This window comes from Pseudomonas sp. 18173 (assembly GCF_050432945.1).
GTDB lineage: Bacteria > Pseudomonadota > Gammaproteobacteria > Pseudomonadales > Pseudomonadaceae > Aquipseudomonas.
Genome location: NZ_JBKFTN010000009.1, coordinates 146,719 through 173,597, shown reverse-complemented (window position 1 = coordinate 173,597; position 26,879 = coordinate 146,719). Strand labels below are relative to the sequence as shown.

Below are 26,879 nucleotides of genomic sequence, written 5' to 3'. Positions count from 1 at the left end.
ACTTTTCTGGTGAGATCGGACAGTGTCAGGGGCAGGGTCGGTTGTTAGGCTCAACCCCCATGGCACATCCAATAAGAACCAGGCAATGAAACTGACTTTCCTTCTGTTGCTGCTCTGTGCAACGGCCCCGACAGCGTGGGGCTGGTCCAACCATACGGTGGGCAGCTATCTGGCGTTGCAGGACCTGCCGGCCTTGCGCGATGCACCACAGGTCGAAGTCGAACCGCTGGAACAGTTTCTCTCGCAACAATACGCGGCCGTGAGTGCGTTGCTCGACGAGCAGGAACGCTTCGCCCGCGAGCACTTCGCCCACTACCCGCCACGCCCCGACAACCTGCGCCTGCCCGCAGTGCCCGGGGACAATTTGCGGCATGACTTCCTCACCGCGTTGCGGATCAATCCGCAGATTCACCTGGCGATGGTCATCCAGCCGCTGCCCGGCAAGGATCTGCCCGAGCGTGAACACCTCAAGGCCGAGCAGGTCATGGTTGAGCAGACCCTGTCGCCGTGGAATCGCCAGCGCTTTATCCGCGTAGCTGATCACGAACAAGTCGCGCCCCTGGCCGTGTTGGCCAGTGCCGCCGATGAGCCTGATTACGGCCACGACATCAACCTGTTCAGCGACAACCCCGGCGAAGTTGGCGCGCTGTACGGCTTCGGCCCGCAGCCCTTTGGTGACGCACGGTTTCAGTACAGCTCCCAGGCACCGTTCCATATGGGCTTCTTCCATGAAAGCCCGGTGGTGTACGCCGCTGCCGGGTTTCTCGAACGCAGCTGGCCTGACTGGCGCGCCTACCAATACATGGGTCTGGCGCGACTGGCCTTTGCCACCGGTCATTCCTACTGGGGCTATCGCTTTCTCGGCTGGGGCCTGCACCACATCCAGGACCTGACCCAGCCTTATCACGCCAAGCCATTGCCCGGCGTCGACCTTGCCAGTCTTCTTCTGCTGGAAGGCAAGGCGCTGGCCGGTTTCGCTGCCGACAAGCAGGCATCCATCGAACGCGTTGCGACGCGGCACATGGAAGTGGAGAAGTATCAGTCGACATGGCTGCGTCGTTTGCTGCGCGCCGGTCAGCCCCATCCGATGCTCGACGCGTATGCCGATTCTGCCCGGGACGCCCATTACCCGCCGTACTCGGTGGACTACCTGCGCGAAGTGGTGAGTGCCGAGTCCGTCGACGAATCCGCAGCGTTCGATGAAGCCATCGGCCAGTGGCTGGACACAGCACCGATCACCAGCGATTTCAGCAGCGGCAATCAGCTGCAGCGCGAAGATTTCAACCATCCGGCACTCAACCGGCAGTTGTTCGAACTGCTGGGGCATTTCGGTGCGCACAGCCGGATTTATGCCACTGCGGGATTGGCGCCCTAGCCATCGCGGCCACATTGCCAGACCACAAAAACAATAAAACCAGGGAAAGGGGAACACATCATGAGCACTCGATTTCGCCTGTCTGGCGCAGCGCTACCCGGTGTAGGCCTGGCAGGGCTGCTGCAACTGTGCGCGGTCGACGGCGTGCAGGCCGGGGAGTTCAGTGTGCTGGACAACCAGGTCACCGGTTCATTCGACAGTACCTTGTCCTATGGTCGCCTGTGGCGGGTGCAGGGCCGGGACAAGACCAACGATGACGTCAACACCAACGACGGCAATCGCAACTTCGACACCGGGCTGGTTTCCGAGGTGTACAAGATCACCTCGGAGCTCGAGGCCAACTATCAGAACTACGGGATGTTCGTGCGCGGCACCGCGTTCTATGACACCCAACTGATGGACAAGCGCAACGATTACTTGCGCAACAACAACCCGTCGCAACCCAGTCAGAGTTTCCCGCAGGACGACCACTTCACCGACCAGACCCGCGATATCGCCGGCAGCCGGGTGGAGATGCTCGACGCCTACCTCTATGGCAACTGGGATGTAGCGCAGATGCCGCTCACGGCGCGTATAGGGCGTCAGGTGTTCAACTGGGGCGAGGGGATTTTCTACCGTGGCGGGATCAACACCACCAACCCGGTGGATGCGGCCAAGTACCGTCTGCCCGGGGCCGAAGTCAAGGAAGTGCTGGTGCCGGTGGAAGCGCTGAGCTTCAACATCGGCCTGACCGACAGCCTGACCATGGAAGGCTTTTACCAGACCAACTGGAAGGAAACCCGCATCGACCCGGTCGGCACGTTCTACTCGCAGACGGACCTGTTCGCCGACGGTGGCAACACCGGCTACAACAACTTCAGCGGTACCGCGCTGGACACCCCGGTGCCGGGGTTCGGCAACGTGATCGACCTGTACGGCGCACTGGGCAACAACCCGCTGCTCAACCAGGCCCTGAGGACTACCGGCCTGTACGCCGGCGGGGTTACCCCTGCCTTTGGCAACACCGTCAAGGTGGCCTCGGTCGGCAAGGATTTCAACGCGCGCAACGACGGCCAGTTCGGTTTCGCGTTTCGCTACATCGCGGAAGCACTCAACAGCACCGAATTCGGCTTGTACATGGTCAACTACCACGCCAAGGAACCGACCATTTCCGCCGATCTGGGAGGGTACAAGGGCATCGACATGAATGCCCTGACCAACCTGTTGGCCGGTGTCGCCGGCAGTCAGGCGGGGCAACTGGCCAACGGCCTGGCGACCGTGGATGTGCTGGGCAACATTCAGGCGCATCGGCGCTACGCCGAAGACATCCGCATGTACGGCTTCAGTTTCAACACCACCCTGGGCCAGGCGTCGGTGTTCGGTGAAGTGGCTTATCGACCGAACCTGCCCATCGGGGTCGCCGCCACCAACGACCTGATCGGCGACCTGGCCAACGGCGCTGCCGACGCGGCGGCCGGCCAGACCATCAACATTGGCGGGCAGCAGGTCACGCTCGCCAGCCAGATCAATAACGCCCAGCGGGTGGAGGCGTTCAACACCTCCGTTGGCACCATTTACAACTTCGGTCCGAGCCTGTCGTTCGATTCGATGTTTGGCGTATTCGAGCTGGCGTCCGAACACCTGCGCGGCAGCAGCCTGCAATACACCGCTTTTGACGGCAGTACCCGTTACTTCGCTGGCACCGGTAACTTTTCCTATGTGTCCGGCGGCGAGCGCGACGACCAGGTCAACCGCAACTCCTACAGCTACACAGCGATGCTCAACGGCACCTGGAACGACGTGTATGCCGGGGTCAACGTCTCGCCCTATGTCGTCTACAAGGATGACTTCGAGGGCAACAGCTATCAGGCGGGCAACATCATCGAAGGTCGCAAGGCCTACACCCTGGGGATCAAGGCCAACTACCAGAACAAGCTGGAGGCCGAGCTGCAATACACCGAGTTCTATGGCGGCGGGCAGGACAACGGCCTGCGTGACCGCGACAACGTTGGCTTCAACCTCAAGTACTTCCTTTGATTGCTACACGCCGACCCTGTGTGGGAGCGGGCTTGCTCGCGAAAGCGGTGTATCAGGCGACATCTGTGCTGGATGTGCCGCCCTATTCGCGAGCAAGCCTGCTCCCACAGGGGATCCGCTGTGTGCTGCAGGCCTGCTGCCTTTAATTCGGAGAACGATCATGTTTCACACGTCAAGACTGACCAAGACCACACTGGCACTGTTCCTGAGCCTGGCCGCCGGCAGTGCGCTGGCGGCAGTTACGCCCCAGCTGGCCGAGCAATTGAAAACCACGCTGACGCCGCTGGGCGCCGAGCGTGCCGGCAACGCCGCCGGGACCATACCGGCCTGGACCGGCGGCATCACCCAGGCGCCGGCGGGCTACAAGCCAGGCCAGCATCACCTGGACCCGTATGCGGCGGACAAGCCGTTGTTCACCATCACCAAGGCCAACCTCGACCAGTACAAGGCCCACCTCAGCCCGGGTCAGATCGCACTCTTCAACAGCTACCCCGACACCTTCCAGATGCCGGTCTATCCCTCCCGTCGCTCTGGTTCGGCGCCGCAGTGGCTGTATGACAACACCCTGAAAAATGCGACCTCGGCCAAGCTGCTCGATGGCGGCACCGGTTTTGCCGATGCCTATGGCGGTGTGCCGTTCCCGGTGCCCAAGGACGGGATCGAGGTGCTGTGGAACCACATCACCCGCTATCGCGGTATCTATGTGGTCCGGCGTGCCTCCGAAGCGCCGGTACAACGCAACGGCAGCTTCGCGCTGGTGACCTCGCAGCAAGAGGGACTCTTCAACTATTACCGCCAGGGCGGGCAGTTTGCCGACCTGAAAAACATCCTGTTTTATTACCTGGCGTTCGTGAAGAGTCCGGCCCGGCTGGCTGGCGGTGCGGCGTTGGTGCACGAGACCCTGGACCAGCTCAAGGACCCGCGCCAAGCCTGGGTCTACGACGCGGGCCAGCGCCGCGTGCGCCGGGCGCCGAACCTCGCGTATGACACCCCCATCGCCTCCTCCGACGGCCTGCGCACGGCGGACGATACCGACCTGTTCAACGGCTCGCCAGACCGCTACGACTGGAAGCTCAAGGGCAAGCAAGAGGTCTACATTCCCTATAACAATTACAAGGTCGGTAGCCCTGAGGTGAAGTACGCGCAGTTGCTCACACCGGGCCACCTCAACCCGCAATTCACCCGTTATGAGCTGCATCGGGTCTGGGTGGTCGAAGGCACGCTCAAGCCGGGCGCACGGCACATCTACTCCAAGCGCGTGCTGTTTCTGGACGAGGACAGCTGGGGCGCCGCACTGGTGGACCAATATGACGGGCGAGGGGAGTTGTGGCGGGTGTCGATGGCCTACCTGAAAAACTTCTACGACCTGCCCACCACCTGGAGTGCGCTGGACGTCTTCCATGACTTGCAGGCGCGTCGCTACTACGTGCAGAACCTGGACAACGAAGAGCCAGCCACCGTGGACTTCGCCCAACCGGTGCCGGAAGACGCGTACTTCATGCCGTCGGCGTTGCGCCAGCGCGGTACGCGGTGAGGGCGTAAGCCTTGGAAGGTTGTAGTCAGTCAGACCACGATCGCGGAAAACCGGTCCTGTAGGAGCGAGCTCGCTCGCGAAGTACCTGCCAGCGCCGCGATCATTCAGAATGCACGCGTTATCGTTGACCACCATCGCGAGCAAGCTCGCTCCTACAGGACGAGCCTGTTCGCGATTGGATGGTCGATTCAGCGAGCGCTGAAGGTCAGACGCGGAAGTGGCTCACCAGCTGCTGCAATTGACCACCCAGCCGTGCCAGTTCAACGCTGGACCTGGCGGTTTCATCGCTGGCGACCGCGGTCTGTTCAGACACGTCGCGCACGTTGATGATGCTGCGGCTGATCTCTTCGGCCACGGCGCTTTGCTGTTCGGCAGCGGCGGCGATCTGCTGGTTCATCGACTGGATATTGGACACCGTGCGGGTGATGTTCTCCAGTGACTCGCCGGCCTTGCGGGTCAGGGCCACGCTGCTGTCGGTGAGGGTGCGGCTGTTGTTCATCACGGCCGACACTTGTTGCGTGCCGTTCTGCAGGCCGGCCACCAGGCCTTCGATTTCCTCGGTGGATTTCTGCGTGCGCTGGGCCAGGCCGCGGACCTCGTCGGCCACTACCGCAAAACCACGACCGGCTTCCCCGGCGCGGGCCGCTTCGATGGCAGCGTTGAGCGCCAGCAGGTTGGTCTGCTCGGCCACGGCCTTGATCACGTCCATGACGCTGCCGATCTTGTCGCTTTCCTGTTGCAGCACACTCATGGCTTCGGTGGAACGCACCACTTCGCTGGCCAGGCGCTCGATCTGGGCAATGGCTTCGTTGACCACCTTGTCGCCTTCACGGGCTTCGCCATCCGCCGCCGCAGCGGCTTGCGAGGCTTCTTCGGCATTGCGCGCGACTTCCTGCACGGTGGCGGTCATCTCGTGCATGGCGGTCGCGACCTGATCGGTCTCGACTTTCTGACTGTTGACCCCGGCGCTGGTCTGCTCGGTCACGGCCGACAGCTCTTCGGCGGCGCTGGCGATCTGGGTCACGCCGTCGCGGATGCCGCTGATCAAGTCGCGCAGGGTCACGCCCATGCGTGCGATGCCTTGCTGCAATACGCCGAGTTCGTCGCGGCGGGTGACCAGCACGTTCTGGGTCAGGTCACCGCTGGCGATGCGGTCGACCACCGCCAGGGTTTCGCGCAATGGGCGGGTGATCTGGCGAGTGATGAGCACGGCGGCGATGACGCCCACCAGCAACGCCAACAAGGTGCTGACCAGTTGCAAGGTGCGCGCCCGGGCGCTTTCGGCGTCACGACGGTCGAGCTGGATCTGATACAGCTGATCGCTCTGGGACACGATCGCAGCGCCCTGGTCGGTCATTTCCTTGCGCGCTTGCACCGCGTCATTGCTGGCGGCCTTGTAGGCCTGCAAGGCGCTGCGGTAGTTGCCCAGTGCAGTTTCCAGCTGACGCAGGGCGTCTTGCCGGGTGTCGGAGAAATGCACGTTCAGCGGTTTCAGGCTGGCGATGGCGGCATCCAGTTGGCCGACCGCTTTTTGCTCGGTCTCGGCATTGGTACTGGCGGTGTAGCCGCGCACTTCGTAGCGGGCCAGCAGAAACGCCTCCCTGGCCGCCGTGATGGCCTGGAATTGATCGAAGCGCTGGTCGCTCGGCGGCATTTGCTGCACGCGGGTATTGATGTCATTGATCAGCGTGTTGGCGGTTTCGGCGTTGGCACTCATGGCGTCGCGGGCGCTGTTGCCGGCGCGGTAGGCGTTGCGCATTTTGTCCAGGGACGTCCTGTAGGCCTCGATGACGGCACCCTGTTCCCGGAGCAGCTTGAGGTTTTCCGGGCTCTTGAACTTCACCAGCAGGGCCTGTTGCTGGGCCGAGAAGGCATCAAGGGTGGTCTGCACGCTCTGTGCGGCGGTTTCGTCGCCGTTGGTGAGCATGTATTGCAGGCGAACCACGCGCAGCTTGGTCAGGCCGGCATTGAGCTGGGTGATGTCGCTCATCCAGTTGCTGCGGTCGATCAACCCGCCCAGGCTGGTCCAGCCGGTCAGGGCAAGGACGCAGGTCAGGGCCAGGACCAGGCCGAATCCCAGGCCCAGTTTCAGGTTCACGCTGATGTTGCCGAACCAGCTATTCATCAAATTCCTCCAGGAACGTAGTGCTTCTATTTCGTCGGTTGGCTGGAAGATTGTTTTTTTTGGGGGCCGCCAAGCTGTGTAAGCAGGATGTATCGGCAGCAATCCCGAGAGCTGAAAGGATTTTGTACGGAGAATTCTGTAACAAGGCTTTTGCAGAGTTTTAAGCTTTTTTTCACATGTCTTTCACCCGACGGCAACGCACGATTCTTTAACGTTTGCGGATCTAATGAGGTGGTCCGTGCCGGCGAGGCGGCTTGATGTGGAATTAAGACTGAGTCTTTTCGGGGTAAAACGCTCGATCGATCTGAGCCGCTTCGCCCGTTATCGCAACGCTGCGGTGGTATTGGCCTCGGCGCTGCTGGTCATCCCGCTGACCGTGTTTCTGCTGCGTCCTGCCACCGCGCCGGACCTGGCGCACGGCAACGTGGCCGGTGCACAGGCTTTGATGACGGGATGGGCCAAGGGCGACGTGATCGTGCTGGTGCGCCACGTCGAGCGCTGCGATCACTCCTCGGCGCCTTGCCTGATTGGCAACGATGGCATTACTGCGCGCTCTCGCAGTGTTGCCGAGAGCCTCGGGGCACAGTACAAGCATCTTGGCCTGGACAAGGCCGATATCTACAACAGCCCGATCCTGCGCACGGCACAGACTGCCAATTTCATGTTCAACAAGGTTGGCACGGGGGAAGACTGGCTGATCAGTTGCAAGGGCACCATGCTGCGCGACGCGCTTGCGCATAAGGTGGCCGGGCGTAACCTGGTGCTGGTGACCCATAGCGAGTGCATGGAGCAACTGGAAAAAGACCTCGACTTGCCGCCTTCGACACTGGGTTATGGCGCTTCGCTGTTTATTTCCGTCGAAACCCCGCAAACTCCGCGCATGCTTGGCTTCATCGATGCTTCCGACTGGAGCACGTTGAGCACTCATTGAGTTGTTCCCTCCTCTTTTTGAATCAGGATTCACAATGCAGACCGCTTCTCGCTACCGCTTTTACTGGGTGAATTTCGGTATTCCGCTGGCCTGCGCGGTCGCGGTGTTTCTGATGTTCGACATGACGAAAATCGACATCGCCTTCAACAATTACTTTTTTGATCCGGTGACGCAGACGTACCCGTTGGACCAATCCCATCTGTTCGAGAAAATTACCCATAAATGGGCGCGGATCATTCCGAACTGGACCGGCGAAATTGCGATTATCGGTGCCTTGCTGTCGTTTCTCTGGCCGCGCCTGAAGGCTGAAAAGCACTCGAAAATCATCGCGTTCCTGGAAAAAATCAAAGTCGCACCGGTACTGCGCTTTGCCACCCGCCACCGTCGGGACTTTCTCTACGTGGTGTTCGCGTTCTCCATCAGCACCGGGGTCATTCACTACCTCAAGGGCCACACCAGCGTGTATTGCCCGATCGAGACCACCCAGTACGGCGGCAAAATGGAGCACGTCGAGTGGTATGAAAATTTCGACCTGCTGAAAGTCGCCGGTGAAGGTCGCTGCTGGCCGGGCGGACATGCGTCGGGTGGTTTCACCATGCTGGCGTTGTACTTCGTGGCTCGCCGTTATCGCTGGCGCTATTCCAAGGCGATCATGTACGGCTCGCTGACCCTCGGCTTCATCTACGGCACAACGCGGGTGCTGCAAGGCTGGCACTACATGTCCCACACCCTCTGGGCCGGGATCTTTGTGTGGCTGGCGTGCCTGCTGACGGCGCTGGCGTTTTACGGACGGGCGAGGCTGGAACAGCCGGTACTCTCCAAAGCGCAACAAGCAGTGCCGGCTGCCCAGACTCAGCAAGTGAATTGAGCCCGCCTTGAACAGCAAAACCCGCAACCCGAAAGGGCTGCGGGTTTTTTATTGCCTGGGGAAATGTCAGCGGGTCATGTCTCACTGCGCAACGAAGTAGTAGGCCTGACGCCCCACCATCATTGTCTTGAGCACCTTCAATGGGGCGGCAGGTTCCGTGTCGCCGGAGAGCACCGCGATGTGATCGGGCGATGCGCCCAGGAATTCATGCAGCTGCGCCTCGGTATAGAGCCCTTTGAGCAGGCTGCGGGTATAGAACACGCTGGCGCCGCCCAATCGCTCATTGGCCTGGTACAGGGCCACTTGTTGCCCATTGGCCTGCATCGACTGGATCTGCTCGGTCAGCGGCAGGAAGGACAGCGTCCGGTCGGCATGGGGCATCGCCCATTGCGCTGCGGCGAAGTAACCGCAAATGACCACGGTCAGGGTGGCAACCGCCAGACCGTTGCGATACCCGGCCACGCGACCGATCCAGGTCGGTGAACCTGCCCGGGACTTCAGGCGCTCGAGCAGCACGCTCGCGTATTCGGCAGCGATCACCGCGGCTGCGGGCGTCAGCGACATCAGGTACACCGTACGTTTGCTCGACGCCAGCGTCAGCATCAAAAATTGCGCCAGCAACCACAGGCTGAAGAACAGCAAGTAACGGTTGGCCACCAGCTTTTTACGAAAATGCCACAGGCCCAGGTACACCAGAATGTTCCAGGGCAGGAAGGCCTGGGGCAGCTTGACCAGGTAGTAATAGTACGGCTCGTGATGCCCCGCTTCGACGAAGGAACCGCTGAAGCGACCGACACTGTTGGTCAACAGCAACTCGGTCACGGCATGAACACCGTCGCGCTGGTACAGCATCGCCAGCCAGATCATCAGCGGGACCAGCCCCAGCAGTGTCAGCAGGCCTGGCCGCAGCCAGCGCTCGACATCCAGGCGCTTGTCCATCAGGCTGGTGGCCAGCAGATACGCGAAGATCACCACACCCGGCATGGCCAGGCCCAGCACGCCCTTGCTCAGGGTCGCGATGGCGATCCCCGCCACAAATAGCAATCCGTTGCCGATGCCGGCTTGTCGTTGCCCTGCAAGGAACGCCAGCAGCGCTGTGCTCACGCCGAGGGCGAGCAACGCATCCTCACCGACACCACGCACGTTGCTCCAGTAGCTGGCCATGGTCGCCAGCAGAATCGCCGCCGTCCACGCGACACTGACAGGCCGGCCGAGTCGGCGCAGCATGGCGTACAGCAGCATCTCACTGAACAGCCCGGCGAATGCAGACGTCAGGCGCACAGCCCACGGTGTAGCGCCAAAGGCGCGAATTGCCCCGGCGCCGAGCCACAGGCTCAGGGGTGGTTTTTCCAGAAAGGGTTCGCTGAAAAGTCGCGGCGTCACCCAGTCATTATCCAGGTGCATTTCCATGGCGATTCCGGCGACCCGCGCTTCGGTGGAGCCTTGCAGCTGGTGGTTGCCAAGGGCGAAGAAAAACAGCAGGCAACACAGTGCAAACAGCAGTGGGACAGGGCGCGACATGACTTCTGGCTACCGCAAAAGGAAGGCCGAAAAAAGGCTGGAAAAAAAGTATACGGAACGCTTTCTTAACAAAGCGTGAACAACTGCTGTGATTTATTAGGGGTGAAGGTCGACCTTCATTTCGCCAACCAGTCTGGCATTCGATGCCCGGTGAGCCCCTGATTGAATCGCACAAATTCCCCCTCCAGATTTGCAAAACATCCGGTGCTCAGAAGGCTTGTGCCGGGCTCAGGCATTGCCTTCGCGCTACTGCTGATCGCGGGTGGTTACTGGCTGTTCATGCCACCGTCACCCTATGTTCCGTTGAGCGGCCTGGACCCCGCGTCGGTGTCGTTGATTGCGGTGGGCGATCAAGGCAGCGGTGACCTGCAACAGTGGCGAGTGGGGCAAGCCATGGAGCGTGTCGCGACCCGCGAGGGGCGCCTGGACATGGTGGTTTTCCTTGGCGACAACTTCTACGGCAAGCCATTGAGCGGTACTCGCGACTATCGTTGGGGAACCCGATTCGAGCGTGTCTATTGGGGGCACTGGCTCAGCCATGTGCCGTTCTACGCCGTGCTGGGCAATCACGATTATCCGCTGTCGCAAAAATACGAGATCGAGTACGGCCAGCAGCACCGGGGGTCGGGTCGCTGGCAGATGCCGGCCAATTACTACGTCAAGGATTTCGGCGAAGTCGACGGGCGGCCATTGATGCGGATGGTGTTCCTCGACACTTCGGCGCCACGTGAAAGTCTGCAGCAGCAAATCGACTTGATCGATCAGGCGTTCCAGGCGCCCGGACCGGCTCCGGTTTGGCGAATAGCCGCGTCCCATCACCCGGTGCGCAATGAAGGCGAGAATGGCGAGGAGCCGGACCTGGTCACACGGCTGTTGCCGGTGCTGCAACGCAACCACGTCGATCTGCTTTTGTCGGGCCATGATCACAACCAGCAATTGCTGCTGCGTGCAGGTGAGCCTGCGTGGGTGATATCCGGAGCGGGTGGCCAGAAGCTGGATGTCCTGCCAACGCCAGTACCGGACAGCACCTTTACCGCCTCGCGGGCGGGTTTCGCCAAGCTCGACCTGAGTGCCACCCAGCTCAGGCTGGGGTATTACAACGACCGGGGCGATCTGGAATCCGGTTATCGCTGGGCCAGAGACTGCCAGTGGATGGCCAAAGGCTGTTTGCTGCCCGAGCAACCGCAAGCGGCGCAGTGATAGACGGTCGGGGCGAGATAAAACCAACGGTGCCGCGAGACAAAATCGCAGGCAAAAAAAAGCCCGCGGGAGGGCGGGCAAACCGTAGTTTCTTGAATGAGCCAGGGCACTGTACAGGCAGGAACGCAACGGTGGGGTGAAGAAAAATTCATCTCGATCAAAGCCCCGTACCAGAGCTTGCGACACCGCTACGGCAAATGATCGGCGGCAAAGTCGGCTTCCGACCGTGCACGCAAACGGCCCTTGCGGCAGGCCTGCTGGAACTGCTCGAAATCGCGCTCGTTCTGCTCGGTATAACCCCGGGCATATTTGTAGAGCGCGTCGGCCAGTGCCTCGCTCTTGCCGATGTAGCCGCTGATCACCGCCGCGTGCCCGGACGACTTGGCATGGGCGCGAGCCAGGGCCCGCCCGCAGAGCCGGCCGTAGGCTGCGAATGCTTCACCGTCGAAGGTTTCGAGTTCGGCGGAGATTTTCATGTCGCGCAATTGCCGCACATAGAAATGCCGCCCGCTGGGGCCGGTGGTCCAGCCGAGGAACAGGTCGCTGGCCGATTGCATCAGCCGCTGACCGTCGACCACCCGCTGCCCTTCATGCCGCACCCGCGACTTGGCCTTCACGTAACCGGCGAGCACCGAGCGCCGCGCTTCCTTGAATTGCAGGAACAACGGAAACTCCTGATCGTCGGTCAACAGTGCCACCAGGCAACGGGTGCCGACACTGCCGACACCCACCACTTTGAACGCCATGTCCTGAACGTGAAACCGCGACACCAGATCACGACGGTCCGCTTGCAGGGTGCCACGATAGTCGCGCATGAAGGTGTCGTAGAGCGGACGCCAGTCCGAGAGACGCAACCAGTCATCATCGGCGTCCAGCAGCGTAGTGTTCTTGTGCAGGTGGAAAATTTCCGGCAAGTCATCACGAATGACCAGACGACCCTGGGCGTCGCGTTCGCTGATTTTTGGCAACAGTTCGGCATGGGTGCGACGCTCGGCTTTTTCGATCGCGCGCTGCACATGTTCCAGGGTGCTCTTGTTGGCCTGCGCCAGCATGTCGTCATAGCTGATGGATTCGTACCAGGTTTCCAGCGCACTCTGTTCGGCGCATTCGAGCATGGTTTTCTGATAGGCGCCCACGACCTCATGGCAAACCGTGTCTTCAACGGTTTCGCCATGACGCAGATCGCGAGCCGCCACCAGGAAACTCGCCACCAGACGTTTCAAGTCCCACTCCCACGGTCCGGGATGGGCTTCGTCGAAGTCGTTGACGCTGAACAGCAGGTTGCGCTCAGGCGTTGCGAACCCGCCGAAATTCATCAGGTGGCTATCGCCGCAGATCGGCGAAACCAGCCCCATGTTCGAAGTGCTCGCCAGGTCGTGCGCCTGCAACAGCGCATTGCCGCGATAGAAGGTGAACGGCGACACCAGCATGCGCCCATAACGCAACTCCACCAGCGATCTGACGCGCCCTTCACTCGACGCCTTGATCAGCGGTATCGGGTCGCGGGCGACATTGCCCAGGGATGCCTGCGAACCGCGCGAGCACTTCTTGCGCGCATCCTTGCCTTGCTTCAAGCGGTCGGTGAGGGTGGTCATGAGGGCCTATTCGACAGGTGTTGGAGGGCGTTTGCGAATTGAGTGTAGAAGGGCTTTGCGGGTTCATCCGAAGTGTTTGCCCAGCGACTAATCTGTCTGTCAGGCAACGACTCGATGCCACCACCCGGAAACAAGGAGGCCCGTGTTTTCATTACCGGTTTCACTGCTGCTGGCGTTCCTTATCGGCTGGGTGTCTCAGCGCATGGGCATGTGCCTGGTCAATGCCATGGGGCTTTTGCTCAAACGCCGGCCGACCCTGTTCGTGTCGCTGATCAGTTGCGGTTTGTTCGGTCTGTTGCTCGCGCCGGTCTATGCCTTGTCTGGCGTCAGTCAGCCGCTGTTCATCCCTGAGGTTGGCTATCTGGCACTGGTCGGTGGCGGAGTGCTGTTCGGCCTTGCCTCGGTGCTCAACGACGGATGCAGCGTCGGCACTCTCACCAAACTCGCCAGCGGCAATCTAAACAAGGCCTTCACCATCCTCGGCTGGGTGCTGGGGATCGTGCTGTGGCATCACCTGAACATGCTGACCGAACAGCGGGCGCTGCGAATGCCGATGATCACTGGCCGTCATTACTGGCTGGTCATCGGCATGGTGCTGCTGATTCTGCTGTTCCTGATCCGGATTCACGGCGACAAACACCTGGTGCTGTCGAGCCTGCTGCTGGGCGCACTGACCGGTGCCCTCTACACCTTCGAACCGCAGTGGACGCCCAGCGTGTTCTTCTACGATCTCTCGCAAATGTTCCGGGGCTCGGGCGATACCTCATTGACTACCCAGCGTGTGGCGGTGTTCGCCATGCTGATGCTGGGCATGCTCTGTTACACGTTGCATCGCCGTACGTTCAACTATCAGCGGTTCGCAGGGATGACCGCGGGCAGGCACCTGCTCGCGGGCGTGTTGATGGGGACCGGCGCATCGATGATGCTGGGTGGCAATGACTCGCAGATTCTGTTGGTGTTTCCGACGCTGACCTGGGTGGGAGTGGTGCCGTTGGCGTCGATTGTGTTGGGGATATTGGTGGGGGTTGGGGTGAGGCGGCTGCGTGGTTGATTGATCGCGGCTCTGGAGTTGGACGATCTCACTGAAACCGTCCATTTTTCAAGGATCACACCTGCATCTGCAACCGCCGCCCAATCACATCCAGCTAGTCAAGTGGCGCGACGTTGTCCAGTGCCCGATTCACCAGCAATTGCGCCAACACAGCCAACTGCTGGATTGCCAGGGCGATGTTGCGACGCGAACTTTCAAGATCACAGGCAAGGTCGGTGCTCATGACGTTGAGCGAGGCGAGGGTTTCGCTGGCGTGGGTGAGCAGGGACGGCGTGTCGATGTCGGGGCGGAGGGTGAAGACGTGGCTGATGGGGTCGAGGTGAGTGGGGTTGCGGAGGCGGGCGCTGATGGTGGGTTCGGTGGTTTTGGAGAGGTTGGATAAGTCGATTGAGTCTTCACTTGAATCGGCTGGGGATCCCGGGGGATTGGGGCTGTTCTTTTTCAAGTTGGCATTCCTCACACTGTTTAGAGAAGCTGCCACCCCCTGCTGTCAAACAGGACTGGGTGGCAGCTATACGCGGGTTGACAGACCGGAAGTGTGAGAACCCGGTGCACCCGAAGGTGCCCCGCGCACAGCCGCCATAATCGTGACTACATACGTGAATGCATGCTGTTTGATCTGGGAGGTGTGAAGGGTACACTTTTCAGCCTGTCAAAGCCGATCGCTGATGTGCAGCGACCCCTGAAGGCTATCGTCGAGAAGAAGCGCCCGCCAGTTCATGAAAGGCGATGCGTTTTGCGGGAAATGTCCTAGGACGCGATGAAGTCGTTGCACCGATCACAAGTCACTCGATCTCACCGTGTGCTTGAAATGATGCTCCCAAAGCCTGACCCCCAACCCACCCGTCCGGTCCAGCGACGAACCCACCGTCAAATCCGTAATCAACGTCGGCTGCAAACCCGCATCAAACAACGCAAACCCCGCCGCCAGGCAGCAGGTCTCGGTCTGCAGGCCGCAGACCAGCACGCGCTCGACGTTCAGGCTTTTCAGGTAGTCGATGGTTTGCGCTGTCGGCGCATAGCCGTGCTTGATGAAAATGCGGTCAGCGGCGATCAGGCTGTCATCGTCCGGCGCGGGGTGCCAGCCGAGTTGTTTTGCGAAAGGGGTGATGGACTCGTCATGACGCTCGACCGTGGCGGCACTGGGCAGGGTGCCGATGAGTGCCTGGATACCGTCGATAAGCCACTGCGGCGGGGCGAAACTGGGTTGGACGTCAATGATCAGAAGGGCTTGGCGCATGAGCTTCTCGGGGGAGTTGACCGTGAGATAGGAGGGCTGTGGGGGCAGCCTATTCTGGAGGGGCTCGCAGGCCTCTTCGCGGGCAGACCGGTTGCAAAGTTTGCTCGTTAGCGATGTCCATATTGCAATCATGCACATAACAACCATTGCGCGACCGCCGATGCGACCCTATCGTCAGATTTTACGTACCACAACAGGTTTTCGTGAGTTGTGAGCGTACGATGTAATGCACGTTTTCGCTGGGTTCTTCGGTGAGTGAACGAAGCGATTGAGCGGTATGGAACTGGAGAAAAATCATGATTCGCAAGCACTACCTGAAAGCCCTGGCAATGCTGCTTGTCGCCGCTGGCGTGCAGTGGGTGACGCTACCCGCGTACGCGACCGAGCAGGGTCAACAACGGCGTGAAGCCCGCGATACCAGGCAGGAAGGGCGCTCCACCGCCCGGCAAACCAAGGATCAATGCAGAAAGGGCAATGATAAGAGCAATGTTGAATGCCGCCAGGACAAGCGCAGTACCAAGCAGGATACCCGTCGTACGGCGCGGGATATCAAGTACTGATCGGTTGGCGTGAGGCCTGTTTCAGACTGTTGTAAGGCTTGCGATACGCCCAGAAACAAGAAAGCCCGCAGAGGGCGGGCTTCGTTGGTGTCTCAATTGGTGGAGCCGGGGGGATTTGAACCCCCGTCCGCCAGTACTCCGCTGTCGGTACTACATGCGTAGCCGTGTCTATTAAGTTAACCCTCAGCGACCCGACGGGCAGGGTGCTTTGGGCGAGTTGTGTAAGTTTTAGCCGCTTCGTCCACAACGTACTGCACGGCGATTCTGTTCTATATGACAATCACTTTGGGTTTACAGACATCCCCTGGTGATTGCTGGACCCGAAGGTACCAGAAGCTCAGGGCTAAGGCTGCTTACGCAGCGAGAGCGAATTCCTGGCCGTAGTTTTCGTCATTGGCAACTATAAGAAGTTGCAACAGTGGATTTACGAGTTCTGTTACCAACTCGGCATGCACCTAAAGTTTCGCAACCGGCGTCGAATCCTAAACGGCCCCGAGCCTGATGCTCTGTGAATCAAGTGAGCAGCAGGCATATGTAGTGTACGTCATCGCGCCCCGGAAGGCCAACCCGAAGGTTGGCCACCACACATCATGGGTTGGGCTCGTTGCTCTGTTTGTCAGCGAGCGCCAAGGCCTGGGTGGCCTCGGTGACGCATTTTCTGTCGTCGCCGGAAGCTTGTGAGGCTTCGGCGCTGGACATCAGTCTCTTGATCTCCATTGAAGTGTTTCCGGAGGTCGCCGGCAGCGCATTCACTTTGCCCTTGAGCTCTTGCAGCTTGCTCGTACAAAGGTTGTTGTCCGCAGCAAATACGGGGGAGGCCAGCATTGCAGCTGAAATGAACAGGCCAGCGAGTGCGGTACGTTTCATGGGTATCTCCTGGGGCGGGTGTTCTCGGTGCTGACGTATGAGCGGGCGGCCAGGCCGAGCCCGAGAACAGCCACGATCGATGGGGTCTATCTAAAAGACTGCGACGCAACGCAATAATTCGGTTTTTCCAGACTACGTGCCGGGCTTTTTCCAGCGATGCGCACGGTCACATATTTCCAGACCCCGGATGCAACAAAACCCGCTACTGGCGGGTTTGGGTTTGCTTCGTATCGGACACAGTCGTTGTTGATGTACGCCAACAACACCCGGAAGGCCAGCCCGAAGGCTGGCCCTGAGCTGAGAGTTACTTCCCGCCTTTGCTCGCGTTCTTGAGGTCCTGGATGGTCTGGTTGGTCTCGGCGACACAATCATCCATGCCTTGTTTGGTGCCTTTTGCATGGTCAGCTTTGGCTTTCTCGACAGAGTCCGCTACTTGTTCAGCCATTTCGGGAGGAATCTGTGCCTTTGCGTTTTCGATGGTTTGCAGATTGACCGCGCACAGGTCTTTTTCAGCGGCAAACGAGGGGGAAGCCAGCATTGAGGCAGTAACGAACAGACCAAACAGTACAGAACGTTTCATGAGTATCTCCTTGAACTGAGTGGCCAGGCATCGCTGACCATCAGGACGGGCTGCCGAGTGTAGGAAAAGTCCTGCGTTTGCAGGACTTGATCTGTGGACTGCGGTGGCACGTCAGGGTTCTGTTTTTTGCGGTAATGCTGTCGGTTCTGGCAGCAAGCACAAAGAAGGCGCATGAATGCGCCTTCTGTGGGGTTCTGCTCAAGTCGCCCTAGCCAGGGTAACGCGGTCCACCAGATAGACTAGCCCGTGGTAATCAATGCCGCCATGTTGCGTCAGGCCGATCTCACAAGTGCGACTGGTGGAAATCCCCTCGCTGCACTGCTGCACCGCGTCCTTGAGCGTGCGCAGCGAATGGGCGTTCAACTGCGGCGTAGTAAAGCCCTTGTCGCCAGCGAAGCCGCAGCAGTGAATGCCTTCGGGAATGACCACGTTTTTGCTGCACTTGCGCGCCAGGTCGATCAACGCCTGGCTTTCCCCCAGGTGTTGGGTGCTGCAGGTCACGTGCACGGCGATCGGTGCCTCCTGAGGCGTGAACTCCAGGCGATCCATCAGGTGTGTGCGGATGAAGCGCACCGGGTCGTACAGGTCCAGGCGGGTTTCGCCCAGGTCCTGGACCAGGCGCAAGGTGCAGGGGCTGGTGTCGCAGTAGATCGGGTCGAGCCCGCCGCGGCTGGCGTGCAGCAAGGCGCCAATCAGTTCCTGGCGTTTGTGTTCGGCTTGCTCGGCATAGCCTTTTGACGCGAACGGCTGGCCGCAGCACAGGCTGTCCAGGTTGTCCGGGTAAACCACTTGATATCCGGCCTTTTCCAGCAGGCCGCGGGTCTTGTCGTGCAGCGACATTTGCTCCTTGTCGCCCGCCGCCGGGCCCATGGCCCGTGACACGCACGCGGCCAGGTACACCACGCGCGGACGTTCATCGCTGATCGCCGGGCTGAAGCGAATCGGCCGTTCAGGCTGAGGCATGGCGTTGGTCCACTGCGGGATTTGCCCTTTGGACAGTTTGCTCAGGGTTGCGGAAAGCTTTGTCAGTCGCGGCGCTCCCAGCAACAGGCGTGCACCATTGGCGACGTGCAGGGTGAAACGCGCCCCTTGCAGTGCCGTGGCGAAATGTCCTTCAAGCCAGCTGGCGGTTTTCGTATGCGTTGCCTTGCGGCTGCGCAGCTTTTTCACCAGCTCGCCGGTATTGATGCCCACCGGGCAGCGTTGCGCGCACAGGCCGGTGGCGGCACAGGTGTCGATGCCCTGGTATTCGTACGCGGCCTCGAGTTCGGTGGTATCGATGCCAGCGCGTTTTTTCGCCTGAATGTCGCGCCAGATCACAATGCGCTGGCGCGGGCTCAAGGTCAGGCCTTTCGACGGGCAGACCGGTTCGCAGAAGCCGCATTCGATGCACTTGTCGACAATCTCGTCGGCAGCCGGCAATGGCTTGAGGTGCTTGAGATGGATCTGCGGGTCTTCGCTGAGCACCACGTCCGGGTTGAGAATGCCGTTGGGGTCGAGCAGACGCTTGAGTTGCCACATCAACTGGTAGGCATCGCTGCCCCATTCGAGCTCGACGAACGGCGCCATGTTGCGCCCGGTGCCGTGTTCGGCTTTCAGCGAGCCGCCGAACTCCACCGCTACCAGTTGCGCCACGTCATCCATGAACGCCTGATAGCGTGCGACTTCTTGCGCGTTGTTGAAGCCTTGGGTGAAGACGAAGTGCAGATTGCCTTCCAGTGCGTGTCCGAAAAGGATCGCTTCGTCGTAGTGATGTTTGTCGAACAGCTCGATCAGGCGGTTGACGCCGATGGCCAGTTGTTCGACCGGGAAGGTGACGTCTTCGATGATCACCGTGGTGCCGGTCTTGCGCACGGCGCCGACGGCAGGGAAGGTGTCTTTGCGGATGGCCCAGAGGCGGGCGTTTTCCTGTGGGTCTTCTGTGAAGTCGACCTGCTTTTCCACCGGGAACGCCTGCAGCGACGCCATGATCTGTGCCAGTTGTTCGTGCAGCAAGGTGGTCGACGCGGCGCGAGACTCGATCAGCAAGGCGCAGGCATTGTTCGACAGATGCTGTACGAAAGGCGGCATGCCGGGTTTGTCCTGCACTGAACGCAGGCTACGTCGGTCCAGCAGTTCCACGGCCGATACCGGCTGGCTTTTCAATACGGTGACGGCGTTGCAGCAGGTCTCGACATCCGGGAACACAATCAGGGCCGAGGCCTTGTTCGGGTGGTCGATCACTGTGTCGTAGGTCACCGCACTGATGAACCCGAGCGTGCCCTCGGAGCCCACCAACAAGTGGCTCAAGATATCCACAGGCTCGTCGAAATCCACCAGGGCATTGAGTGACAGGCCGGTGGTATTTTTCAGACGGTATTTGTGGCGGATTCTCGCAGCCAGCTCGGCGTTGGCGCGGGTCTCGCGGCCCAGCGTCGCCAGGCGCTCCAGCAGGGCGGCGTGGCTTTGGCGAAACGCCGTGACGCTGGCGGCATCTTCAGTATCGAGACGACTGCCATCGGCCAGCACCAGGCGAATGCCGGCCAGGGTGTGATAGGTGTTTTGCGCTGTGCCGCAGCACATGCCGCTGGCATTGTTGGCGACGATGCCGCCGATTTTGCAGGCGTTGATCGAGGCCGGGTCCGGGCCGATCTTGCGGCCGAACGGCGCTAGCCAGGCGTTGGCCTGGGCACCGATCACGCCGGGTTGCAGGCGGATTTGCGCACCCTGGCCACGGATCTCGCGACTGTTCCAGTTATCCCCCAGCACGATCAGCACCGAATCGCTGATCGCCTGACCGGACAAGCTGGTACCGGCGGCGCGGAAGGTCACCGGCACCCGGTCGCGTTGTGCCAGTTGCAGCAGTGCCACCACTTCGTCTTCGGACTCGACGCGGATCACCAGTTGCGGAATCAAACGATAGAAGCTGGCATCGGTGCCGAAGGCCAGGGTCGACAGCGGGTCGTCGAAACGTCGCTGTTGAGGAATCAGTTGCTGTACATCACGCAGGAACGCGGCCGGTAGACTCATTGGTCCTCCAGGATCAACACCACCAGGTCTTTCGGGCCGTGGGCGCCGTACGCCAGCACTTGCTCGATGTCGGCGGTTTTCGACGGGCCGGACACCAGCAGTGCATTGGTCGGCATGCCCTGCGCCCATTCGAACTCCTGCTGCACCTGATAGAAGTTGTCGCGGATTTCGCTGGCCTTGAGCAGGGCGAAATGCACCGGTGGCGCGAGGCTCATCAAGCGCGGTTCTTCCCGGGTCGGCCAGATAATCAGGCTGCCGGTTGCCGCGATGGCGCCGAGGGTGCCGGTCAGGCTCGCCGGCGTGTCGTTGAACAGCTCGGCTTTCCATTCCTCAACCGGGCGGTCGTAAGCCTTGAGCATTGGCAGGCCGGGATTGTTCGCCCAGTGCCGGGTGATCCGTTGACCGTGGGGCGTGGTCGGTGCGATCAGCAGGCTCGGCAACTGGCGCTCCCGCAGCAATTGCGCGAGCAGCGTCGGCCACTCTTCGGCGGACGTCAGATGGATTTCCGTGTGCACCGCTTCCATCAGTTTGCGCAGCTGCGCAATGCGTTGCTCGGGCGCGTAGGTGTAAGGCTGGGTCACCAGATCGACATCAAAGTTGTCAGCCACCGGCGTGGTGCCTGTCAGACTTTTACGCAGTTTGGCGAGGATATTTTGCTTGGCGCTCATCAGCGGTCTCCCTGTTTGGCCAGATGCTCGCGGGCCATGTCATGCAGTGAGCGGGCGGCGGGTTTGGGTGCGCTGTGGTTTTGCGTCCAGGGGCCGACATTGCTCGGCGTGAGGGCGCGCAAACGGGTGGCGAAGAACCCGAACAGGCGATACAGCGTCGGCGAACTGTTGAGCTTCGCCCACGCGTTCCAGATGAACCGCTCCTTGCGCGAATACTTGCTGCCCTGGCCGCGCATCACTTGATTGGGGCTGTCCGGGGCCTTGACGTTTTCTTCCCGCAGGCGCCGCAGCAGCGCAGGGATCGGGATTTTGACCGGGCAGACTTCCCCGCAGGCACCGCACAGCGAAGACGCGCTCGGGTGATCCGGGACTTTCGCCAGGCCAACCATGTGCGGGGTGACGATTTTTCCGATAGGGCCGGGGTAAACCTCTCCATAGGCATGGCCGCCGATTCGGGTATACACCGGGCAATGATTCATACAGGCGCCACAGCGGATGCAGTTCAGGGTCTGGCGCAATTCGCTGTCGGCAAAGGCCTGGCTGCGACCATTGTCGAGCAGCACGAGGTGCACTTCCTGCGGGCCGTCGAGCTCATGTTCCTTGCGCGGGCCGGAGATCATGTTGACGTAAGTGGTGATCGGGATGCCCAGGGCTGAACGGGTCAGCAGCGACAGCAGCGGCACCACGTCGCGCAGGTTTTCCACGACTTTTTCGATACCGGTGACAGCGATGTGCACCGGCGGCACTGTGGTAGTCATGCGGCCGTTGCCTTCGTTTTCCACCAGTAGCAGGGTGCCGGTTTCGGCCACGGCGAAGTTGACACCGGAGACGCCGATGTCCGCTTCGAAGAATTTCTGCCGCAAGACTTTGCGACCGATCTGAATGAGTTGGTCAACGTCCTTGGTGTATTCCACCCCAAGTTTGTCGTGGAACAAGGACGCGACCTGACCGGCATTCTTGTGGATCGCCGGCATGATTATGTGTGAAGGCTTCTCGTGGTCGAGCTGGACGATGTATTCCCCCATATCGGACTCCAGGCATTCAATGTCTTGAGCCTCGAGGAAATGGTTCATCTCCATCTCTTCGCTGACCATCGATTTGCCCTTGATCACTTGCCGCCCCTCGTGAGCGCGGATGATCGAGAGGACGATGCCATTGGCTTCGTCCACCGTTTCCGCCCAGTGCACTGTCACACCGTTGCGGGTCAGGTTCTGTTCCAGTTGCTCGAGCAGCTCGGGCAACTTGGATAACGCACGAGCGCGGACGGCATTGCCCAGCGCGCGCAAATGTTCTCTTTCATGGGCATCGCTGAAAGCCGCTGCCCGTTTGCTCATCAGTGAATCCATCGCCTTGCGAAAGTTGTTTCGCAATTGCGCATCACCCAACGCCTGGTGGGCGCGGGTGCGGAAATCTTCTTCTACGGCAACCGTAGGAATAATCGTGGAAGTGCTCATCGGGCACCTCCGGTACGCTGCCAGAGGAAACTGGCCAGGTGCTGGCCGCGCAACGCTTCCTGCTGTTTTTCCAGCGAGCCGTTGATGTTCATCAAGCAACCGCAATCGGCACTCAACACCTTGTGCGCGCCGGACTCCTTCAATGCCCGGGTCTTGTCAGCCACCATCGCGCCGGAAATGTCTGGCATACGGACGCTGAATGTCCCGCCAAAGCCACAGCACTCACTTTCGTGGTCGTGATTGACCCGCTCCACATTGCTCAACTGCGACAACAACTCGCGGCCGTGCAGGTGGGTGTTCATTTCACGGCGCGCCGAGCACGACGTGTGAAGCGCCACTTTTACCGGTTCGCCGCTGTCCTTGAACTGCACCTTGCAGACAAACAACAGGAACTCGGCCAATTCATAGGTTCTGGCAGCCAGCGCCTTGACCTGTTTCAACGTGTCCGGCTCGTCCTTGAACAGGTCGGCGTAATGCTCGCGCAGCATGCCTGCGCAGGAACCCGACGGCACCACCACCGGATAGTCGCCAGCGAACAGCGCCAGTTGCGAGCGCGCCACGGTCCGTGCCTGCTCGGTGTAACCCGAGGTGTAGGCCGGTTGGCCGCAGCAGCTTTGCCCTTGCGGGTACTCGACACGAATGCCTTCGCGCTCCAGCAGGTGGATAGCGTCCATCCCGGCTTCGGGGTAGAACAGATCGACCACGCAGGTCCCGAACAGGTAGACCCGTGACGGTTTCTCGCTGGGGTATTGCCGAGGCTCGGGCAGTGGCGGGGCGACACGGGTCGCGTTCGGCACAGCGTTGTAAAAAAGCTCGCTCATCAGGCGTGTCTCCGGGTGGGCCCGGTTATCCGTCCGCTGAGGCTGCTGAATATAGAGAGAGTTGCTTTCAGCAGCCTTACAGACCGGGTTGTGAATTGCTGACGCCGGAATCACGGACCGGCGTCGGTTATTTCCATGTCGCTTGTGGTCTTAGTGCACCAGCATGCCGGTGAACCAGTAGGCCTGGGCCAGGGTGATCAAGCCGACAATCGTTGCAAAGAATAGGCTGTGCTTGAGGGTGAAGCGGAACAGATCCGATTCTTTGCCCACCAGGCCGGTCGCGGCGCAGGCCACGGCGATCGACTGTGGCGAGATCATCTTGCCGGTCACGCCGCCGCTGGTGTTCGCCGCCACCAGCAAGGTGTCGTTGACACCGATCTGGTGCGCGGTGGTCGCTTGCAGCGAACTGAACAGGGCGTTGGACGACGTATCGGAACCGGTGAGGAACACGCCCAGCCAACCAAGGAACGGTGAGAAGAACGGGAACGCCGCGCCCGTCGCTGCCAGTACCAGAGCCATGGTCGAGGACATGCCCGAGTAGTTGGTCACGAAGGCAAACGCCAGCACCATGCCGATCGACAGGATCGGCCAACGCAGTTCGTAGAAGGTCTCTTTCAAAGTGGTCAGACCAGTTTTGAAATTGACCTTCAGTACCAGCATCGAGATCAGCGCCGAGAAGAAAATCGCCGTGCCGGTGGCGGATATCGGGTCCAGTTTGAACACCGCCGGGATGGCGGTTGGCGTCGCCACGATCGGCGCGGTCTTGATGACCAGTTGATCCAGATGTGGAATGGCAAAGTTGAACACGAAGCTGTACATCGAGCCGCCGGCGGCAAACATGGCCTTGAACGGCTTCAGGGTCCAGATGGTGACCAGTACGGTGAGGATCAGGAACGGCGACCAGGCCTTGAAAATTTCCCCAAGGCTGTAGGGCGATGCCACGGTGGTGCGCTTCTGGCCGAAACCACCGACGCTGGCGCTTACTACCGAGGCCGATACCGCGCCCACGATGTGTTGGCCGGCAGCGCGTTTCGGTTGCCAGACTTTCAGGAACAGGGTCAGGGCAATCAGGCTGGCCAGGGCCGAGGTGATGTCCGGCAGTTCCGGACCGATGAAGTTCGAGGTGAAGTACTGGGTCACGGCAAAGCTCAGTCCAGCTACCAGGGCTGCCGGCCAGGTTTCCCGCACGCCGCGCAGGCCATCCATCATGAACACCAGCCAGAACGGCACGAACATCGACAGCAGCGGCAGTTGGCGACCGGTCATGGCGCCGATCTTGAAGGCGTCGATACCGGTCACTTGCCCGGCAACGATGATCGGAATGCCCAGGGCACCGAAGGCGACCGGCGCGGTGTTGGCGATCAGGCACAAGCCGGCGGCGTACAACGGATTGAAACCCAGTCCTACCAGCAGGGCCGCGGTAATCGCCACCGGTGCGCCAAAACCGGCTGCACCTTCGAGGAAGGCGCCGAAGCAGAATCCGATCAGCAGGACCTGCAGGCGCTGGTCATCGGTGATCGACAGCACCGAACTGCGGATGACTTCGAACTGGCCACTCTTGACCGTCAGTTTGTAGAGGAACACCGCTGCCACAATGATCCAGGCAATCGGCCACAGGCCATAGGCGAAGCCATACCCGGCGGCGGCGAACGCCATATCGACCGGCATCTGGAAGGCGAAGATCGCCACCAGAATCGACAAGGCCAGGGTGATGCTGCCGGCGACATGCCCCTTGAGGCGGAACACGGCCAGGGCCAGGAAGAAAAATACGATGGGGATGACGGCTGCGAGTGCGGACAGGCCGAGGCTGCCGAGCGGGGTATAGAGCTGTTGCCAGGTTTGCATATGGGGTGGCCCCTAATTGTTGTTGGTCAGGCACTGATCAGCGTTCTTGGATAATTGGTAAGACCAATTTACAATCGCTGTTGGCTAGGGTAAAAGCCTTGTAGGCGGTGTGTCAATTTGCCGCCCTAAAACTTTTGTCGAATGCAAAGTGCGCAGGTCGTCTGCCTGGTATGACGCAAATGCGTTGTTGCAGGTGCTGGCGCGGCGCCGATAGGCCAGAATAGAGCCCCGGCGAGCCGTCGGATCGTGGAGAAATCGAGTTATGGGGTTTGATCAGATTCGTCAGCGCCGTTTGTCTGACGATATTGTCGAGCAGCTTGAGGGCATGATCCTTGAGGGCACGTTGAAGGCGGGTGAGCGTTTGCCGGCCGAGCGTGCGTTGGCCGAACAATTTGGCGTGTCACGCCCTTCGTTGCGTGAAGCCATTCAGAAATTGACCGCCAAGGGGTTGCTGGTCAGTCGCCAGGGCGGCGGCAACTATGTGGTGGAATCACTGGGGAGCACCTTCAGTGATCCCTTGTTGCATCTGCTGGAAAGCAACCCCGAGGCGCAACGCGATCTGCTGGAGTTTCGCCATACGCTGGAAGCGTCCTGCGCCTACTACGCGGCGCTGCGTGCCACTGATGTGGATCGCGAGCGACTGACCGCGGCATTCAATGAATTGCAGGACTGCTATTCGCGTCACGAAGAGGTGAGCCGTGCCGAAGAGGGGGCTGCGGACGCAAGCTTTCACCTGGCGATCGCCGAGGCCAGCCACAATGCCGTGTTGCTGCACACCATTCGCGGACTGTTCGACCTGCTCAAGCGCAACGTGGTGACCAACATCGGCGGCATGTACAAGCAGCGCACTGAAACCCGCGACATGTTGATCACGCAGCATCGGGAGTTGTATCAGGCGATTATCGAAGGGCGGGCGGAACAGGCGCGGGAGGTTTCCAGCCGACACATTTTGTATGTGCAGGAAGTGCTGGAAGAGGTGCGTCAGGAAGTGCAGCGCATGGCCCGGGCGGAACGGCGCAAGGGGATGTAGTCGGTCGATTTTGTATGGCTTGTGGGATGGCTTTCGCGGGCAAGCCCGCTCCCACAGGTACATCGAAAGCCTGTGGGAGCGGGCTCAAGGCGAAAGAATCAGTCTTCCTTGCCCTTGTTGCGTACCGCTCGCTGCAATTCGCGACCGGCGTCACGTTCGCGCTCGGTATCACGCTTGTCGTATTCCTTCTTGCCCTTGCCCAGGGCGATCTCGCACTTGACCATGTGCTTGCTCCAGTACCAGGACAGGCACACGCAGGCGTAGCCCTTTTGCTGCACGGCAGCGGAGAGCTTTTCCAGCTCGCGCCGATTGAGCAGCAGTTTACGCGTGCGCACCGGGTCAGCGATGACGTGGGTACTGGCGGTCGTCAGGGGCGTGATGTGACTGCCAAGCAGCCAGGCTTCGCCATCCTTGAGCAGTACGTAGCTGTCGACCAGCTGCAACTTGCTCGCCCGCAGACTTTTTACTTCCCAGCCGGCCAGGACCAGACCAGCCTCGAACCGATGCTCGATGAAGTAATCGTGTCGCGCCTTTTTATTTTGCGCGATGGTCCCTGTTGGGTGTTTCTTCTGTTTAGCCATAGGGGCGG

22 protein-coding genes, 1 other RNA gene and 1 pseudogene are annotated in these 26,879 nt (G+C 60.5%); 9 read left to right on the top strand and 15 right to left on the bottom strand.

All coding sequences use genetic code 11. The features are described from left to right. Positions 1-85: 85 nt before the first annotated feature. From ACLD1X_RS12955 to ACLD1X_RS12945, 3 genes are all read left to right on the top strand, one after another. Positions 86-1,375 (top strand): phospholipase, encoded by a 1,290-nt coding sequence (locus ACLD1X_RS12955; protein ID WP_429368125.1) that lies wholly within the window; start codon positions 86-88, stop codon positions 1,373-1,375. Between the two features lie 60 nt (positions 1,376-1,435). Beyond that, positions 1,436-3,391, top strand: coding sequence for a DUF1302 domain-containing protein (locus ACLD1X_RS12950; RefSeq protein WP_429368123.1), 1,956 nt, complete (start codon positions 1,436-1,438; stop codon positions 3,389-3,391). Between the two features lie 160 nt (positions 3,392-3,551). Beyond that, positions 3,552-4,925 carry a DUF1329 domain-containing protein gene (locus ACLD1X_RS12945; protein WP_429368121.1) on the top strand — a complete coding sequence of 458 codons (1,374 nt, stop codon included), beginning with the start codon at positions 3,552-3,554 and terminating at the stop codon, positions 4,923-4,925. Between the two features lie 205 nt (positions 4,926-5,130). On the opposite strand, the gene ACLD1X_RS12940 is transcribed toward ACLD1X_RS12945, so the two are convergent. Continuing rightward, positions 5,131-5,994 (bottom strand): methyl-accepting chemotaxis protein, encoded by an 864-nt coding sequence (locus tag ACLD1X_RS12940; protein ID WP_429368183.1) that lies wholly within the window; start codon positions 5,992-5,994, stop codon positions 5,131-5,133. After that, positions 5,989-6,915: pseudogene (locus ACLD1X_RS12935) on the bottom strand (methyl-accepting chemotaxis protein); the annotation flags it as partial. The pseudogene ACLD1X_RS12935 and the gene ACLD1X_RS12940, both read right to left, overlap by 6 nt. A 394-nt stretch (positions 6,916-7,309) precedes the next feature. Here ACLD1X_RS12935 and ACLD1X_RS12930 point away from each other — a divergent pair. Together ACLD1X_RS12930 and ACLD1X_RS12925 are read left to right on the top strand one after the other, a co-directional pair. Then, on the top strand, positions 7,310-7,981 hold the full coding sequence (locus ACLD1X_RS12930) for a histidine phosphatase family protein (protein ID WP_429368119.1): 672 nt from the start codon (positions 7,310-7,312) through the stop codon (positions 7,979-7,981). Between the two features lie 34 nt (positions 7,982-8,015). Beyond that, on the top strand, positions 8,016-8,849 hold the full coding sequence (locus tag ACLD1X_RS12925; RefSeq protein ID WP_429368117.1) for a phosphatase PAP2 family protein: 834 nt from the start codon (positions 8,016-8,018) through the stop codon (positions 8,847-8,849). An 81-nt stretch (positions 8,850-8,930) separates the two neighbouring features. On the opposite strand, the gene ACLD1X_RS12920 is transcribed toward ACLD1X_RS12925, so the two are convergent. Continuing rightward, on the bottom strand, positions 8,931-10,370 hold the full coding sequence (locus tag ACLD1X_RS12920) for an ArnT family glycosyltransferase (RefSeq protein ID WP_429368115.1): 1,440 nt from the start codon (positions 10,368-10,370) through the stop codon (positions 8,931-8,933). 219 nt (positions 10,371-10,589) lie between these two features. Here ACLD1X_RS12920 and ACLD1X_RS12915 point away from each other — a divergent pair, with 219 nt between their 5' ends. After that, complete coding sequence (locus tag ACLD1X_RS12915) at positions 10,590-11,570, top strand: metallophosphoesterase (RefSeq protein WP_429368113.1); 981 nt, start codon at positions 10,590-10,592, stop codon at positions 11,568-11,570. Between the two features lie 188 nt (positions 11,571-11,758). Here the strand turns inward: ACLD1X_RS12915 and ACLD1X_RS12910 are convergent, their stop codons facing one another. Beyond that, a complete protein-coding gene (locus tag ACLD1X_RS12910; RefSeq protein ID WP_429368111.1) occupies positions 11,759-13,165 on the bottom strand; it encodes a DUF2252 domain-containing protein in 1,407 nt (468 codons plus the stop codon). 142 nt (positions 13,166-13,307) lie between these two features. On the opposite strand from ACLD1X_RS12910, the gene ACLD1X_RS12905 reads away from it, so the two are divergent. Continuing rightward, positions 13,308-14,216, top strand: a complete 909-nt coding sequence (locus ACLD1X_RS12905; protein ID WP_429368109.1) for a YeeE/YedE thiosulfate transporter family protein — start codon at positions 13,308-13,310, stop codon at positions 14,214-14,216. A 94-nt stretch (positions 14,217-14,310) separates the two neighbouring features. Here the strand turns inward: ACLD1X_RS12905 and ACLD1X_RS12900 are convergent, their stop codons facing one another. Together ACLD1X_RS12900 and ACLD1X_RS12895 are read right to left on the bottom strand one after the other, a co-directional pair. Beyond that, positions 14,311-14,661 (bottom strand): DUF6124 family protein, encoded by a 351-nt coding sequence (locus ACLD1X_RS12900; protein WP_429368107.1) that lies wholly within the window; start codon positions 14,659-14,661, stop codon positions 14,311-14,313. Positions 14,662-14,994: 333 nt separating this feature from the next. Next, a complete protein-coding gene (locus ACLD1X_RS12895) occupies positions 14,995-15,456 on the bottom strand; it encodes a cysteine hydrolase family protein (protein ID WP_429368105.1) in 462 nt (153 codons plus the stop codon). Positions 15,457-15,752: 296 nt separating this feature from the next. Between ACLD1X_RS12895 and ACLD1X_RS12890 the strand changes: the two genes are divergently transcribed. Next, a complete protein-coding gene (locus ACLD1X_RS12890) occupies positions 15,753-16,016 on the top strand; it encodes a hypothetical protein (RefSeq protein WP_429368103.1) in 264 nt (87 codons plus the stop codon). A gap of 97 nt (positions 16,017-16,113) precedes the next feature. On the opposite strand, the gene ssrA is transcribed toward ACLD1X_RS12890, so the two are convergent. From ssrA to ACLD1X_RS12850, 8 genes are all read right to left on the bottom strand, one after another. After that, positions 16,114-16,510, bottom strand: a transfer-messenger RNA (tmRNA) gene (ssrA, locus tag ACLD1X_RS12885). Positions 16,511-16,604: 94 nt separating this feature from the next. After that, positions 16,605-16,883 (bottom strand): hypothetical protein, encoded by a 279-nt coding sequence (locus tag ACLD1X_RS12880; protein WP_429368102.1) that lies wholly within the window; start codon positions 16,881-16,883, stop codon positions 16,605-16,607. Positions 16,884-17,187: 304 nt separating this feature from the next. After that, the gene (locus tag ACLD1X_RS12875) at positions 17,188-17,463 is read right to left on the bottom strand and encodes a hypothetical protein (RefSeq protein WP_429368101.1); all 276 of its coding nucleotides are present in this window, start codon (positions 17,461-17,463) and stop codon (positions 17,188-17,190) included. Positions 17,464-17,661: 198 nt separating this feature from the next. After that, the gene (locus tag ACLD1X_RS12870) at positions 17,662-20,472 is read right to left on the bottom strand and encodes an FAD-binding and (Fe-S)-binding domain-containing protein (protein WP_429368099.1); all 2,811 of its coding nucleotides are present in this window, start codon (positions 20,470-20,472) and stop codon (positions 17,662-17,664) included. Then, a complete protein-coding gene (locus tag ACLD1X_RS12865) occupies positions 20,469-21,140 on the bottom strand; it encodes a LutC/YkgG family protein (protein ID WP_429368097.1) in 672 nt (223 codons plus the stop codon). Before ACLD1X_RS12865 ends, ACLD1X_RS12870 begins: the two co-directional genes overlap by 4 nt. Continuing rightward, the gene (locus ACLD1X_RS12860) at positions 21,140-22,594 is read right to left on the bottom strand and encodes a LutB/LldF family L-lactate oxidation iron-sulfur protein (RefSeq protein WP_429368095.1); all 1,455 of its coding nucleotides are present in this window, start codon (positions 22,592-22,594) and stop codon (positions 21,140-21,142) included. The genes ACLD1X_RS12865 and ACLD1X_RS12860 overlap by 1 nt, the downstream gene beginning before the upstream one ends. Next, positions 22,591-23,415, bottom strand: a complete 825-nt coding sequence (locus ACLD1X_RS12855; protein WP_429368093.1) for a (Fe-S)-binding protein — start codon at positions 23,413-23,415, stop codon at positions 22,591-22,593. The genes ACLD1X_RS12860 and ACLD1X_RS12855 overlap by 4 nt, the downstream gene beginning before the upstream one ends. A gap of 150 nt (positions 23,416-23,565) precedes the next feature. Then, on the bottom strand, positions 23,566-25,260 hold the full coding sequence (locus ACLD1X_RS12850) for a lactate permease LctP family transporter (RefSeq protein WP_429368091.1): 1,695 nt from the start codon (positions 25,258-25,260) through the stop codon (positions 23,566-23,568). Between the two features lie 262 nt (positions 25,261-25,522). Here ACLD1X_RS12850 and ACLD1X_RS12845 point away from each other — a divergent pair, with 262 nt between their 5' ends. Next, positions 25,523-26,290, top strand: coding sequence for a GntR family transcriptional regulator (locus ACLD1X_RS12845; protein WP_057396627.1), 768 nt, complete (start codon positions 25,523-25,525; stop codon positions 26,288-26,290). 98 nt (positions 26,291-26,388) lie between these two features. Here the strand turns inward: ACLD1X_RS12845 and smpB are convergent, their stop codons facing one another. Further along, a complete protein-coding gene (smpB, locus tag ACLD1X_RS12840; RefSeq protein ID WP_027619335.1) occupies positions 26,389-26,871 on the bottom strand; it encodes an SsrA-binding protein SmpB in 483 nt (160 codons plus the stop codon). Between the last annotated feature and the right edge of the window lie 8 nt (positions 26,872-26,879).

Bases quoted from the DNA above. Each gene is read 5' to 3' on its own strand.
- ACLD1X_RS12955 (WP_429368125.1), top strand. From the start codon at position 86: ATGAAACTGACTTTCCTTCTGTTGCTGCTCTGTGCAACGGCCCCGACA.
- ACLD1X_RS12950 (WP_429368123.1), top strand. From the start codon at position 1,436: ATGAGCACTCGATTTCGCCTGTCTGGCGCAGCGCTACCCGGTGTAGGC.
- ACLD1X_RS12945 (WP_429368121.1), top strand. From the start codon at position 3,552: ATGTTTCACACGTCAAGACTGACCAAGACCACACTGGCACTGTTCCTG.
- ACLD1X_RS12940 (WP_429368183.1), bottom strand. From the start codon at position 5,994: ATGGGCGTGACCCTGCGCGACTTGATCAGCGGCATCCGCGACGGCGTG.
- ACLD1X_RS12925 (WP_429368117.1), top strand. From the start codon at position 8,016: ATGCAGACCGCTTCTCGCTACCGCTTTTACTGGGTGAATTTCGGTATT.
- ACLD1X_RS12920 (WP_429368115.1), bottom strand. From the start codon at position 10,370: ATGTCGCGCCCTGTCCCACTGCTGTTTGCACTGTGTTGCCTGCTGTTT.
- ACLD1X_RS12910 (WP_429368111.1), bottom strand. From the start codon at position 13,165: ATGACCACCCTCACCGACCGCTTGAAGCAAGGCAAGGATGCGCGCAAG.
- ACLD1X_RS12895 (WP_429368105.1), bottom strand. From the start codon at position 15,456: ATGCGCCAAGCCCTTCTGATCATTGACGTCCAACCCAGTTTCGCCCCG.
- ACLD1X_RS12890 (WP_429368103.1), top strand. From the start codon at position 15,753: ATGATTCGCAAGCACTACCTGAAAGCCCTGGCAATGCTGCTTGTCGCC.
- ACLD1X_RS12880 (WP_429368102.1), bottom strand. From the start codon at position 16,883: ATGAAACGTACCGCACTCGCTGGCCTGTTCATTTCAGCTGCAATGCTG.
- ACLD1X_RS12875 (WP_429368101.1), bottom strand. From the start codon at position 17,463: ATGAAACGTTCTGTACTGTTTGGTCTGTTCGTTACTGCCTCAATGCTG.
- ACLD1X_RS12870 (WP_429368099.1), bottom strand. From the start codon at position 20,472: ATGAGTCTACCGGCCGCGTTCCTGCGTGATGTACAGCAACTGATTCCT.
- ACLD1X_RS12865 (WP_429368097.1), bottom strand. From the start codon at position 21,140: ATGAGCGCCAAGCAAAATATCCTCGCCAAACTGCGTAAAAGTCTGACA.
- ACLD1X_RS12860 (WP_429368095.1), bottom strand. From the start codon at position 22,594: ATGAGCACTTCCACGATTATTCCTACGGTTGCCGTAGAAGAAGATTTC.
- ACLD1X_RS12855 (WP_429368093.1), bottom strand. From the start codon at position 23,415: ATGAGCGAGCTTTTTTACAACGCTGTGCCGAACGCGACCCGTGTCGCC.
- ACLD1X_RS12850 (WP_429368091.1), bottom strand. From the start codon at position 25,260: ATGCAAACCTGGCAACAGCTCTATACCCCGCTCGGCAGCCTCGGCCTG.
- ACLD1X_RS12845 (WP_057396627.1), top strand. From the start codon at position 25,523: ATGGGGTTTGATCAGATTCGTCAGCGCCGTTTGTCTGACGATATTGTC.
- smpB (WP_027619335.1), bottom strand. From the start codon at position 26,871: ATGGCTAAACAGAAGAAACACCCAACAGGGACCATCGCGCAAAATAAA.